This is a genomic window from Acinetobacter sp. KH_038 (assembly GCF_057839405.1).
The window spans coordinates 1,732,924-1,747,034 of record NZ_CM174489.1 but is presented as its reverse complement, the minus strand read 5'-3'; the positions used below and the strand labels follow the sequence as shown (position 1 = coordinate 1,747,034).

12 protein-coding genes are annotated in these 14,111 nt (G+C 41.7%); 1 reads left to right on the top strand and 11 read right to left on the bottom strand.

Going from position 1 to position 14,111, the window contains the following annotated elements:
* Positions 1-12: 12 nt before the first annotated feature.
* The 11 genes from AC3IT7_RS08205 to AC3IT7_RS08155 all read right to left on the bottom strand — a co-directional run bounded on the left by AC3IT7_RS08205 (position 13) and on the right by AC3IT7_RS08155 (position 11,716).
* Entirely contained in the window at positions 13-888 is an 876-nt protein-coding gene (locus tag AC3IT7_RS08205) for a MetQ/NlpA family ABC transporter substrate-binding protein (RefSeq protein WP_475654773.1), read from the bottom strand.
* 557 nt (positions 889-1,445) lie between these two features.
* A complete protein-coding gene (locus tag AC3IT7_RS08200; protein ID WP_489248103.1) occupies positions 1,446-2,000 on the bottom strand; it encodes a GNAT family N-acetyltransferase in 555 nt (184 codons plus the stop codon).
* A gap of 98 nt (positions 2,001-2,098) precedes the next feature.
* Positions 2,099-3,436, bottom strand: a complete 1,338-nt coding sequence (locus AC3IT7_RS08195) for an anti-phage deoxyguanosine triphosphatase (protein ID WP_489248102.1) — start codon at positions 3,434-3,436, stop codon at positions 2,099-2,101.
* 111 nt (positions 3,437-3,547) lie between these two features.
* Positions 3,548-4,831 (bottom strand): phosphoribosylamine--glycine ligase, encoded by a 1,284-nt coding sequence (purD, locus tag AC3IT7_RS08190; RefSeq protein ID WP_489248101.1) that lies wholly within the window; start codon positions 4,829-4,831, stop codon positions 3,548-3,550.
* Between the two features lie 151 nt (positions 4,832-4,982).
* Positions 4,983-6,557 carry a bifunctional phosphoribosylaminoimidazolecarboxamide formyltransferase/IMP cyclohydrolase gene (gene purH, locus AC3IT7_RS08185; RefSeq protein ID WP_489248100.1) on the bottom strand — a complete coding sequence of 525 codons (1,575 nt, stop codon included), beginning with the start codon at positions 6,555-6,557 and terminating at the stop codon, positions 4,983-4,985.
* Positions 6,558-6,651: 94 nt separating this feature from the next.
* Positions 6,652-6,921, bottom strand: coding sequence for a DNA-binding transcriptional regulator Fis (fis, locus tag AC3IT7_RS08180; protein WP_001086304.1), 270 nt, complete (start codon positions 6,919-6,921; stop codon positions 6,652-6,654).
* Between the two features lie 399 nt (positions 6,922-7,320).
* Positions 7,321-8,175, bottom strand: coding sequence for an MJ0042-type zinc finger domain-containing protein (locus AC3IT7_RS08175; protein ID WP_489248099.1), 855 nt, complete (start codon positions 8,173-8,175; stop codon positions 7,321-7,323).
* A gap of 15 nt (positions 8,176-8,190) precedes the next feature.
* On the bottom strand, positions 8,191-9,096 hold the full coding sequence (gene prmA, locus AC3IT7_RS08170) for a 50S ribosomal protein L11 methyltransferase (protein ID WP_489248098.1): 906 nt from the start codon (positions 9,094-9,096) through the stop codon (positions 8,191-8,193).
* A 129-nt stretch (positions 9,097-9,225) separates the two neighbouring features.
* Positions 9,226-10,113, bottom strand: a complete 888-nt coding sequence (locus AC3IT7_RS08165) for a bile acid:sodium symporter family protein (protein WP_475653530.1) — start codon at positions 10,111-10,113, stop codon at positions 9,226-9,228.
* Between the two features lie 87 nt (positions 10,114-10,200).
* The gene (locus AC3IT7_RS08160; protein ID WP_489248097.1) at positions 10,201-11,088 is read right to left on the bottom strand and encodes a bile acid:sodium symporter family protein; all 888 of its coding nucleotides are present in this window, start codon (positions 11,086-11,088) and stop codon (positions 10,201-10,203) included.
* Between the two features lie 145 nt (positions 11,089-11,233).
* A complete protein-coding gene (locus AC3IT7_RS08155; RefSeq protein ID WP_180050269.1) occupies positions 11,234-11,716 on the bottom strand; it encodes a hypothetical protein in 483 nt (160 codons plus the stop codon).
* Between the two features lie 254 nt (positions 11,717-11,970).
* Here AC3IT7_RS08155 and mnmG point away from each other — a divergent pair, with 254 nt between their 5' ends.
* Positions 11,971-13,851, top strand: coding sequence for a tRNA uridine-5-carboxymethylaminomethyl(34) synthesis enzyme MnmG (gene mnmG, locus AC3IT7_RS08150; protein ID WP_489248096.1), 1,881 nt, complete (start codon positions 11,971-11,973; stop codon positions 13,849-13,851).
* The last annotated feature ends 260 nt before the right edge of the window (positions 13,852-14,111 follow it).

Sequence of the window (14,111 nt, the reverse complement as noted above, 5' to 3'; positions counted from 1 at the left end):
TCTATTATAGTACTATTTTGTTTCAGTTAAATACGTCACCGGCTTGTTTACTGCAACTTTAGTTCCACCAAAGTTCTCATCTACATAGGTTTGAACTGCTGGCGTATGATATAAAGCGCCGACTTTTTGCAGCACAGGATCATTTTGACGATCTGCTGCAACTGCTAAAACGTTGACATTCATTTTAGTGCTTTGATCGACTGGCTCATAGAAAATTGCATCTTTAAGAACGTTTAAACCGCCTTCCATTGCCAGGGTATTACCCAATACAATTGCATCCACTTCGTCTTTTACACGTACCGCAGTCGCCATCTGAATCGGCTTGATCACGATCTGTTTGGCATTTTCAGTCACATCCGAAGTTGTGCCTTTAACATTGTCGAAACCCGCTTTTAATTTAACCAGACCTGCTGATTGTAAAAGCAGTAATGCACGTGATTCGTTGGCACCATCATTTGGAATGGCAATCGTTGCACCTGTTTTAAACTCGTCCAGAGATTTTACTTTGCTTGAGTAAATCCCCATTGGCTCTAAATAAGTGGTAGATAACGGTGCAATTTTTGCTGTGTTGGCATCGTTATAGGCAACCATATAGGCATATGACTGGAATGCATTTACATCAATTTCTTTATTGGCCACAGCAGTGTTCATTGACACATAGTCAGTAAAATTTTTGACATCAAGTTTGATGCCGGCTGCTTTGGTTTCAGGTAGTGTCGCGATATAACGCCATACATCTGCATCTGAGCCAGTCGATGCCATTGTCACAGTCTGTAGACCATTGGCATCTTTAGCTTGCGCTGCATCGTTGGCAGGCGCTTCCTGTTTGCCACACCCAGTTAAAGTCAATACAGAGGCACTCAAGATAACGCCAAGTAACTTTTTCATGAAATTGTCCTAATTCTATTCTTGCCTAGAGTATAAGCATTTTTAAATCGTGTTAAATAAGAGTTTTATTACGATCTAAGTCTGTGTCCTGATCGTTATGGGCGCTGGCTTTAAGTCGAAGAATAAAAGCCTGCAACTTTGGCTCTAATGAACCCGATCAAGTCAGAGACACCACACATCTGATATGGCTAAGCTGTTTGATAGAGAAAAACAGATATTTTATAAGCACATAAAAGTTTTAGGTGTTCTGAAGTTGGCAATATGATAGCAATAAATCTATATTCAATATACTGGATAGGGGGACACTTCTTATCTCTTTATTTGAATATAAATAAAGTTATTTTTCTAAAATTTTTAATCAAAACAATATATTATTTTTAGTAAATATGATTGAACAGAAGTAAGTGGTGAAATAACAGGCTTTATAAGATTTTATCCAATCTAAATCATAAAAAAGAATATGTTTTGTCTGCTTCGTAAAATACAACAAGCCTTATCTATTAAAGCTACCCATATATTTATATCTGAATATATGGGTAGCGCAATTCGCATTAGATTCAACAAAACGGAATATGCAGATAGTCATTACGCTGAATTTCATAGAGAACATGTTTGTTTAGAGAATGATCAGAGGGTACAAGTGGATGATCAAACTCTCGCACTTTATTCATACCAATTTTCTGCATGACACGTTCAGAAGGTGTATTCAAGCACGCTGTAAATGAAATGACTTTTTCTAGTCTCAGGTTTCTAAAGGCATGTTTCAGTACTGCTTTTGCACCTTCGGTGGCATAACCTTGATGCCAATATTGTGGCAGTAAGCGCCAGCCAATTTCGGGTGCATCGGCGATTTCAAATTCGGGTGGATGCACATGCAAACCGATAAAGCCAATAAATTCACCTGTGCTTTTAAGTTCTACCGCATATAAACCCCAACCACGTATTTCAATTGCATCTTTTAAGCGTTGCATAAATGCAGTCGCTTCCTCTGCATCAAGTTTCTTAAGAAAATAACGCATGACATTGTCGTCTGCACACATTTGGATAAATGGGGCAGTGTCGGAGTCTTGCCATTGGCGGAGGATAAGGCGAGGGGTGACTATAGGTAACATTATTAGGTTTTGGAGATGTAATCGAATAACAGAAATATATTATCCGATTACTCATAATTTTTAGAACTCTAACTTAGTTACAAACTTGTTAAAGTGAATTATAGATGATCGAATATAGAACCTTTATGTGGAGCATAAATTTTTTCATATAGTCGTGTTGCATATTCATCTGTCATACCAGCTACGTAATCACAAATTACACGCATTTTTTCTTTGTCATCTATTCCTTGATCATATTTGTCATATGTTGATTTAGGAAGTAGTCTTTTAGGATCAGAACTTAATACTTCAAACAATTCGATTATGATTTTTTGCCCTTTGAATTCCAATAGTTGTACATTGGTACTTTTGATTACTTTTTTAAATACCAATTCGAAAATATGTTCTCTCAGTGCATCCCAAGATTTATCCATGAAAGCATTCCAGCGTAGTAATAGTTCTTCAAAGATTTCATCTTCTTGAAGATAAATGCTGGTAATAAATCGATGGACAAGAATACCAATTTGTTCTTTCCGTCTATAGCTATCTTTTGCAAAGAGCTCCTGACCGATAGTATCTGAGCTAAGATCACAATTTGCAAAGAAATGCTCTTTATTGTCATTATGAATTTTCCAGTCTTCTAGTGTAATCAGTCTAAGCGATATAGCATCTTCAAAATCATGCAAGCTATATGAAATATCATCAGCGAGTTCCATAATACTTGCATCTAAACTGTGAAATTTAGGCTTATGATGTTTTGTATTACTGAATTCGAGTTCAATAAAATGTTCTTTATCTTTTTTACTTAATTTATCTAAAATAAAATTTTCAACTATATCTTTTTCAGAATCTAAATAGCATTTGGGTGGTTTCTGATTATCTGCTTTTGCCAACCAAATTTTTTCTGGTAGCGTTCTGTAGAAGCTACTATTACATGCTGCACTATAGGAAGTTGGATATTTTAGAACCCCTAAAAGTAATCTACGAGTAGGGTTCATACCATTTTTTTCAGTATATTTTTCTAATTTCGTAAGAATTCTAAGAGTTTGCCCATTTCCTTCAAATCCACCAAATTCGCGCATACATATATTCAATGCCACTTCACCACCATGACCAAAAGGAGGATGTCCTAAATCATGTGCTAAGCAGATGGCATTGATTAGAGCAGAGCTTGGAAGTATTTTTTCCAAAGTTTCTACATCAGGTTTTTCAGCATACTCTCCCTTTTTTAAATGACGCTTAATACCTGCACCTATTTGTGCAACTTCCATTGAATGGGTTAAACGTGTACGGTAAAAATCACTCTCGCCAAGTCCTAAAACTTGCGTTTTAGCTTGAAGTCTTCGAAATGCTGATGAATGAATTAAACGAGAAAAATCACGCTCATATTCTGTACGATTGTCATTGTCTTTCTTCACTCGGTCAATAATTCTTTGTTCCCAATGTTTTTGTTTCATATCTATAACCTTTTAATTTTTATATTTTATATTTTATATTTTATATTTTATATTTTATATTACACAAAAAACCCCGCACTCAGCGGGGTTTTTTTAAATGCTTAAACTAAATTAAGCATTTTCACGAGCAATTGCACGGTAGCCAATATCTTTACGGTATTGAACGCCGTCAAAAGTCACTTTTTCACAAAGCTCTAATGCCTTGGCTTGCGCTTCACCAATGGTATTACCCAGTGCAGTTACGCAAAGTACACGACCACCAGCAGTCACAATGTCGCCATTTTCATTGGCTTTAGTACCTGCATGGAATACTTTGGCATCAGTCATTTCGGTATTTAAACCAGAAATCACATCACCATTGCTTGAAGTTTCAGGATAACCTTTCGATGCAAGTACGATACCGACAGTCTTACGCTCATCCCATTCAGCTTCAGCAGGTAAATTGCCATCCAAGCCTGCTTGAACCAAATCAACAAGAGAAGATTTTAAGCGCATCATGATTGGCTGAGTTTCAGGGTCACCAAAACGACAGTTAAACTCGATCACTTTAGGCTGGCCTTGTTCATCAATCATCAAACCAGCGTACAAGAAACCTGTATAAATATGCCCGTCTGCTTTCATGCCATCTACAGTAGGACGCATTACTTCTTTCATCACGCGATCAAAGACTTCTGATGTGACAACAGGCGCAGGAGAGTAAGCACCCATACCGCCAGTGTTTGGACCTTGGTCGCCTTCAAAAATACGCTTGTGATCTTGTGAAGTTGCCATTGGCAGAATGTTGTCGCCATCAATCATACAAATGAAAGAAGCTTCTTCACCAGCAAGGAATTCCTCAATCACCACACGTGAACCGGCATCACCAAATTTGTTGCCAGCCAGCATGTCATCAATCGCGTCGAAAGCTTCTTGATTGGTCATGGCAACGATCACGCCTTTACCCGCAGCAAGACCATCTGCTTTGATCACGATTGGCGCGCCATTTTTTTCTACAAATGCTTTTGCTGCTTCAACTTCTGTGAATACATCATAGAAAGCAGTTGGAATGTTGTGGCGTTTTAAGAAATGTTTCGCAAACGCTTTAGAGCCTTCAAGCTGTGCAGCAAATTGGGTCGGTCCCCAAACTTTTACACCCGCTTCACGGCAGGCATCAACGACACCATTTACCAGCGGCGCTTCAGGGCCAACAATTACAAGTTCAATGGCATTATTTTTAGCAAAATCGATAATCGCAGCATTGTCTAAAATGCTTAAATTCACGTTTTCACATTTATTTTCAGTGGCTGTACCCGCATTGCCCGGAGCAACAAAGACTTTAGCAACTTTATCATCTTGGGCGATTTTCCATGCCAATGCATGTTCACGACCGCCATTACCCAGAACTAAAATATTCATCTAAAAATCCCTCAAAAGAATAAAATCCCTCCCGACCTCCCTTTAAAAAAGGGAGGGGATCACGCTTGAAAATCAAGGTTTCTTACGTGAAAAGTCCCCCTTTTTTACAAAGGGGGATTTAGGGGGATTAATAAATACAACTTTTAATCAATTAGTGACGGAAATGACGCATACCCGTGAAGACCATGGCAATACCAGCTTCATCAGCTGCCGCAATAGTTTCTTCATCACGCATAGAACCACCCGGCTGAATGATACATTTGATACCCGCTTTAGCAGCGTTATCAATACCATCACGGAATGGGAAGAATGCATCAGATGCCATAACTGCACCTTCAACCACTAGGCCAGCATGTTCAGCTTTGATCGCAGCAATACGAGCAGAGTTTACACGGCTCATTTGACCAGCGCCCACACCGATGGTTTGACGGTTTTTCGCATATACAATCGCGTTAGATTTCACGTATTTCGCTACTTTCCAGGCAAAGATCATGTCGTCAATTTCTTGTTCAGTCGGCGCACGCTTGGTTACAACTTTAAGATCATCTTTAGTGATCATGCCCAGGTCTTGATCTTGTACTAACAGACCGCCATTTACGCGTTTGTAGTCAAGTTGCGATTGACGCGCATCGATTGCAGGAAGTTCGCCACATACCAGTACACGCACGTTTTTCTTCGCGCCAGTCACTTCAAGTACGCCTTCGGCGATGCTTGGTGCAATGATCACTTCAACGAATTGACGGTCTACAATCGCTTGTGCAGTTGCAACGTCCAATTCACGGTTGAATGCAATGATGCCACCGAATGCAGATTCTGGATCAGTTGCATAGGCAAGGTCATAAGCTGCCTGAATACCGTCTAGAGATACAGCAACGCCACATGGGTTTGCATGTTTCACGATCACACAAGCAGGTTTCGCAAATGATTTCACACATTCAAGTGCTGCATCAGTGTCTGCGATGTTGTTATAAGAAAGTTCTTTACCTTGTAACTGTTTCGCAGTTGAAACAGAGGCTTCAGTTGCTGTGTCTTCTACATAGAAAGCAGCAGACTGATGCGGGTTTTCGCCGTAACGGAGATCTTGAACTTTATTTAATTGCGTATTGAAGGTACGTGCAAATTTGTCGACCTGACCTTCTTCCTTAGCTACGCGAGCGCCAAGATAAGATGCGATCATACCGTCGTATTGTGCAGTATGTTCAAATGCTTTAACTGCCAGGTCAAAACGAGTCGCGTGAGATAAAGCACCCTCAGCTTTAAGCTCGGCTACGACAGTGGCATAGTCAGAAGCATTGACCACGATGCCTACAGATGCATGGTTTTTTGCCGCAGCGCGAACCATGGTCGGACCACCGATGTCGATGTTTTCAATGGCATCAGCCAGTGAGCAGTTTGGTTTTGCTACGGTTGCAGCAAATGGATAAAGGTTCACAACCACTAAATCAATAGCATCAATGTTGTGTTCAGCCATCACAGCTTCGTCTAGACCACGACGAGCCAGGATACCCCCATGAATTTTTGGATGTAGTGTTTTCACACGGCCGTCCATCATTTCTGGAAAACCTGTATGCTCTGAAACTTCCACTACGGCAACATTATTGTCTTTCAATAATTTGTAAGTACCACCCGTAGATAAAAGTTCTACCCCCAGAGCAGCAAGGTCTTGTGCAAATTCAACAATACCAGTCTTGTCGGAAACAGAGATTAAAGCGCGTTTAATAGTCATGATCTTCGTCACAGTTTTCAGGGAACAGATTAAATCTAAATAGCTAATTTACAGACAAAAAAAATGCCTGCGATCAACGCAAGCATTTTATCATTTATTCACTCATTAAACCGTGAGCTTTTAACTTTTTACGTAAAGTTCCGCGGTTTAAGCCGAGAATTTCAGCAGCACGGGTCTGATTACCACGTGTATATTCTAATACTACAGATAGAAGAGGTTTCTCCATTTCTGCTAGCACCATGTCGTATACCTGAGATGGTTGCTCGCCCTGCAGTTGTGCAAAATAATGGCGAACTGCGCGATCTACGTGGATACGTAAAGCAACATCAGATTGTGCAGTAAAAATAGGAGATTTGCTATTCATGCGAATTAATCCGAAAAACAAATATCACTCGGGTAAAGTGATATATAAAAGTGGTCTAGAAATTGAAATGAACTTCCATTTTAGATCCTAAAACGGAAGTTCTAAAACTTAGTCATTACATTGAGCCTGTAGCTTGACACATCTCTTCGATTTGGTCGAAAAATAAGCGTAACAATGGTTAAAGTTTTGTTACTGACCAAAATCAAAACAAAAAAATCTGCACGATACGCAATAAATTTTATAGCGCATTAGGCAAGACTGTATTTGTTGTGAAAAAGTAGCGAGGAGTTGCAGCACATAGCTTTCGTGGCGCGTATCATACCATTGTCTAGGCAAAAGTGAGCAAGAAAACTGCATTTTTTTTAATTTTTTTTAATTTTTTAATGCTTTCTATTCAGATTAAGGTCGAATTATTTCCAAACGATAACGATCAAAGCTTTTGCGATCGACAGGAAGGTTAAATTTGAATTTGAATGGGCTATTTTTCGGGATGCGCTGGATATTGACCAGACTTTCAATCAGGTACTCTTCTGAGGATAAATTATAAGTGGCAATCACTTCACCGCGTTCTTCCAAGTTGATACTTAAAATTGGTAAAGCCAGGCTGCGGTCATGAAAATTGATCAGTTCGCCACTAAACTCTGTTTCATTTTTATTGACGGCTTTGATCTTGACTTTATTGACCTGAATTAGCGTGTAGTATTTTTCCAGATTATCACAGTTAAATACTTCACAGACGCTGTTAAATGCAAGGCTCATGACATGGCTGTTTTTAATATACTGCGGGTTAAACCAGAAAAACTGGAACAGTAAGATGCCAAACAGCATCAGGTTCAGGACACTCCAGCCAACATAGTACATTGGCCCGCGTTTAAGCTGTGGTTCTGCCTGGTCTTCCCAGTTCATGCTTGGAAGGGCCGAGATAGGTTCGGTACTGAAATAATTCAGGTTGTTTAAATAGGTTTTTAGGTCGATATTTGAATTTTCAACTTTCTGGTCGAAAATATGTAAAAGACGATGCTTGTCTTGCGGCTGGTCGTGAGAATAGGCCGCTGTGGTCGAGCGAGGACGCGTTTGATCTTGAGCGGTGGAGGCGGTGACCGAGTTACGAGCTTCGGTCACCAAATGCGATAAGGCATTAAATGAGGTCGTACATTTGGGACAGCAAACCATACCCTGCGCAATGGTGAGTTGAGCAACTGTGACCTTATAGGTGGTAGAACAGGTGGGGCAGTGGGTTCGTTTGTCACTCATAAATTATTTGTAGACTCATTCATTCTTATGGCGTTTACCCGAGATGCGGCACCAGTGCTCGTCTCGTTTTTCGACCTCTAATATATCAAAATAATTTGAGTAAACGCTAGTAACATCAGCAACTTGCTCTTCAATCACTCCGGCAAGTGCGAACTGCCCCTCAGATTTGATTAAAGTTGCGAACTCAGGCGCCAGCATCATCAGTGGAGCAGCCAGAATGTTGGCAACAAATACGTCAGCTTTGGTATTGCCGAGTTCATCTCTAAACTCTTCTGGTAAGCCAACATAAAGTCTATCCAGTACGCCATTCAGTTCGGCATTTTGCTGGGTGGCCAGTACGGCTTGAGGGTCGATATCTGTGGCATATGCTTTTTTGGCACCTAAAAGCAGGGCCGCTACCGCGAGAATGCCTGAACCACAGCCATAATCGATGACGATTTTGTCTTTCACATCAATTTTGCCGAGCCATTGCAAGCATAAGAATGTAGAAGCATGGTTACCGGTACCAAAGGCCAGGCCCGGATCAAGCTTGATGTTTACCGCATCTGCTTCAGGTGCCTGCATCCATTCCGGTACGATCCAGTATTTTTCAGCAATCTGGATTGGCTCATACGCATCCATCCAGGTACGTTCCCATGCCTGATCTTCAATAAATTCGTACTTGATTGGCGCCTCTGGCATTTGCGCACGAATAAAGGTTTCTAGCGCAGCAACGTCAATTTCTTCGCCTTCTTCCTGTGCATAAATCCCGGTCACAATCACTTTGTTCCAAAGCGGGGTTTCGCCTGGAAGTGGTTCCAGCAAATCCTGGTTTTCAGCATCATCCAGAGTCACACTCACTGCACCTAGTGAGCTGAGTAATGTCTCAGTATAATCCACCTGAGCCTGTTCAACCGTAATATGAATTTGTAACCACTTCACAGAAATAACCTTTATACATTTTTCAAAAAGCTATTGTAACGGAAGTTCAGACGCAACGCTGCTATCTTCTTGATACATACTCAAAATAAAAAGGATGCCGAAGCATCCGATTTCAATTCTGCTCAAGACTTATGAAACCTTGGAGAGAAGAGGTGTTTTGTCTAATGGGGCAAAGCGGTTAAGCAGCAGACCAAAAATGGCAGCAAAAATATACATGAAGATAGAATAAACCGCAGCAGGCATGGCTACAGCAGTGCTGGACATGACTGTCAGGGCAATGGTCATGGCCAGGGTACTGTTATGAATGCCAATTTCAAAGGCGCTGGCTCTGGCTTGTGCGCTGTTAATATTCATTAAGCGCGGTACGAAATAGCCAATGGTCAGGCTGAAAATACAGAACAATGCCGTGGCGACACCGACCTGGGCGAGATATTCGGCAATATTGGTGCGCTCACTATAGATGGCCCCGGCAATAATCAGAATCAAGAATATGACTGCAAAAATGCGCAGTGGCCTGTTCAGCTTTTCAGTCAGGCGGGGAGCATAATGCCGAATCAGCATGCCAATTCCGACCGGAATAATAATAATGCCGAAAACCTGAAGGATTTTGCCAAACTGCAGCGTGATCTGCTGGCTATCCTGCATAAAATGCATAATCGAAAAATTCACAATTAAAGGCAAGGTTAAAGCGGCAATAACTGAGTTTATCGCAGTCAGGGTAATGTTGAGTGCCAGATCGCCTTTAAACAGATAACTGAACAGGTTGGCAGTACTGCCGCCCGGTGAGGCAGCCAGCAGCATCAGACCCACGGCGAGAAGTGGCGGTAGCGCCAAAATTTTACACAGGATAAAGGCAATACCCACCAGCAAGACCAGCTGGCAAAATAATGCAACTAAAACGGCTTTAGGATGTTGGGTAACCCGGGCGAAATCCTTGAGGGTCAGTTCGAGCCCTAAACCCACCATAATAATCGCGAGCGCAAGCGGTAATAAAATAGTAATGATGCCAGAATCCATCTGCATGCTCCTTTTTGAAAATTATTTTAATACTTTTGCTTTTCTTGGGAAAAGCATACAGCTTTATCGGGGAATCAGCTGCATAAATTACAAATCTGATAAACGGCTTTTATTACTGTAGACCAGATGTTGGCGGCTAATGATCACACCAAAAATGGTTGCAAAACTGTACATCACAATAGTGTAAATGCCTGCCGGAATCGCCATGCTGACATTGCCCAGAACCGAAATTGCAATGGTGATCGCAATCGCAGTATTGTGAATCCCGATTTCAAAGGTGCAGGCACGTGCCATTTTGTCTGGAATACCCATGAGTAAGGGAATGCAATAACCAATAAACAGGCTGGAAAAACATAAAATAGCGGTAGCTAAACCAATGCTGGCAAAGTATTCAATTAAGTTAAAGCGTTCTCTCACAATCGCGAATACCAGTAATATGGCCAAAAAACCAATGGAGAGTAAACGCATGGGTTTGCTGACCGTAATGGACAAGTGCGGGAATTTGGCTCGAAGCAGCATTCCAGCGATCACGGGAAGGAGGGTAATTAAAAACACCTGCACAATTTTTTCGGCTGGAAAAGTTACATTCGAGTCATTACTCATAAAGTAGTGCAAAGACAGATTGATAATAAAAGGCAGGGTAAAGATAGAAATAATGGTATTGAGCGCGGTCAGGGTGATATTCAGCGCGACATCGCCCTTATACAAGTAGCTAAACAGGTTGGCAGTCGGGCCGCCTGGCGAGGCTGCCAGCAGCATCAGACCTACTGCGAGCAAAGGTGCTAAGTCCAGAATCAGGCAAATGAAGAAAGCAATGCTGGTCAATAGCACTAATTGCGTAAATAAGGTAATAAAAATGACTTTAGGATATCGGCTTAAGCGCAGAAAATCTTTGATCGTTAGTTCTAGCCCCAGTCCCATCATCATGATTGCCAAGGTAATAGGCAAAAAAAAGTTAAAAAACCCCGAATCCATGAAAAATCCTTTTTATTATTCATTTTTAGATAGATTTCGAGTGTAGCGTAGATGAATAAATAAGCAATATAAAACGGGTAAAATGCATGCACTTTACCCGTCAAAGCTTTTAGTTGAAATGTAGACTGTTTGGCGCTATGACAGCTTACATGCCTGGCTGAGTTTGCATTGGTGAAGCAGACGGATTCTGATCATTCATCGGTGTTTGCATAGGTTGGTTTTGCATTTGCGGCTGGCTCATCTGTGGTTGCATTGGCTGGTTCTGCATTTGGGACTGTCCCTGAGGACGTGGTGGTACAAAGCCTAATGCACATTTACCTTTGACCTCCGTGCCATTAATAGTTGCAGTGGTCGCGCTACTGTTGCCACTACAGGTACTCATCAGCTCTGCTTCATCACCTTTAATTGACGCATTCTTGGATGAGGCGAAAAACTGCGGTTCACAGGTTCCATTCCAGATAATGCCCCGATGAGCAAAGCTGACTTGTGCACCTTGGGTTTTGCCTTTACAAACCTGTTGGTACTTTTGTGCATTGTAAGTGGTGTCTACCTTGTCATTTGCTGATGCTGCAAATGGTGCAAAGCATAAACCACAGAGAACAGTCGAGAGGAAAATATTCTTATTCATCTTTTATACCTTTGTTTGTAATGTAACCACTGTATAGATTAAAAAATGCTCAAGATTAAACAATGCAAATCGAGTAAATTTCTGGACTTATATGTTTAATTTATATAGTCCCTCTGCAAAGTTAAATTACAGTGCTTGATTGTTGCAGGATAGGAGTAGTTTTTATCTCAGGATAAATTCGACTGAATCTGTCTACTTTAGAGTGAAATTTGCTATAATACTCAGCTATCCTTTTTTATCTCTCAATTACCACTATGCATTATCCTAAAGTATACGATGTCATTGTTATCGGTGGCGGTCACGCCGGTACAGAAGCGGCTCTGGCTGCAGCGCGTATGGGTCGACAGACTTTACTCTTAACTCATAACATTGAGACTTTAGGGCAGATGAGCTGTAACCCGGCTATCGGTGGTATTGGTAAATCGCACTTGGTGCGTGAAATTGATGCCTTGGGCGGTGCAATGGCACTGGCTGCCGACAAGGGCGGTATTCAGTTCCGGATCCTGAACTCGCGTAAAGGCGCTGCAGTACGTGCAACACGTGCGCAGGCTGACCGTGTGCGTTATAAAGCTGCGATTCGCGAAACTTTGGAAAATCAGGCGAACCTGGATATTTTCCAGCAAGCCGCTGATGACTTAATTCTTGAAGGCGACACTGTCAAAGGCGTGGTTACCCAGATGGGTATCCGTTTTGATGCCAAAACAGTGGTGCTGACAGCGGGTACATTCCTGGGTGGTGTGATCCACGTCGGTCTGGAAAAATCCAGTGGTGGTCGTGCCGGTGATCCGCCTTCAATTTCCCTGGCACACCGTTTACGTGAGCTTCAACTTCCAGTTGGTCGCTTGAAAACAGGTACACCACCGCGTATTGATGCACGTTCAGTCGATTTCTCGGTAATGACCCCGCAGCCGGGTGATTTCCCGTCTCCGACCATGTCATTTATGGGTGATGCTTCGATGCATCCTGAGCAAGTCAACTGCTATATTACACATACCGATGAACGCACCCATGAGATTATTCGTGGCGGTTTAGACCGTTCACCCATGTATACCGGTGTGATTGAAGGTGTAGGGCCACGTTATTGCCCATCGATTGAAGACAAGATTCACCGTTTTGCCGACAAAGATTCGCATCAGGTATTCCTGGAACCTGAAGGTCTGGATACACATGAGCTTTATCCAAATGGTATTTCAACCTCTTTACCATTTGATGTGCAGTTTGAATTGGTACGCTCAATCCGCGGCATGGAGAATGCACACATTCTTCGTCCGGGTTATGCCATCGAATATGATTATTTCAACCCGCAAGCGTTGAAATTTACCCTTGAAACCAAAGCGATCAATAACCTGTATTTTGCCGGTCAAATCAACGGTACAACAGGTTATGAAGAAGCCGGTGCGCAAGGCTTGCTTGCAGGCTTGAACGCAGCGCGTCGTGCCTGGGATCAGGAACAATGGACGCCGAAACGTGACGAAGCATATATGGGTGTGCTGGTAGATGACCTGATTACCTTGGGTACCAAAGAACCGTACCGTATGTTTACCTCGCGTGCCGAATATCGCTTGATGCTGCGTGAAGACAATGCAGATCAGCGTTTAACTGCAATCGGTCGTGAACTGGGTCTGGTCGATGATGCGCGCTGGGCAGTTTATTGCGAGAAAATGGAAGCAGTTGAACGTGAAACAGGTCGTTTGCAACATCTTTGGGCAGCACCAAATAATCCGATGGGTAAAAAATTCGTTGAGATGACCGGTGCAGATCTTTCTAAAGAATGTTCTGCGATTGATTTGTTGAAACGTCCTAATATTTCATTTGCGCAAATTGCTGAATTGACCGGTTCTGAAGTTTCACCATTTGTCGGTGAGCAAATTGAAATTGCTGTGAAATATGCAGGTTATATTAACCGTCAGCATGAAGATGTCGCACAAATGAAGCGTCTGGAAGAAACACGTATTCCAGCAGATTTTGATTATGACATCGTGTCGGGTCTGTCACGTGAAATTACCTTAAAGCTAAAAGATGTACGTCCTGAAACACTGGCTCAAGCCAGCCGTATTCCGGGTGTAACTCCTGCTGCAGTGCAATTGGTGATGATTACAATTCGTAAGAATGCCCAGGCAAAAAAATCTGCTTAAGATTTGAAGCTTAAAAAGCCCACATTATGTGGGCTTTTTTACAGGAAAATTTTCTGGATAAGTTTTGACTATGGTTCGATTGTAAATAACTACTATTAAAATAAGTTATTGATAAATTTAAACAATAAAAATAATTAATATTTAAAAACTCTGTCTGTACAAGCTTTTAAGTCTAATTTGGCTGTTAATGAGTTTAAATGGAGAGCTTAAACCCGACTATTGTAGTGGTATTTCTGGAGCAGAATTAAGATGAGAATAGC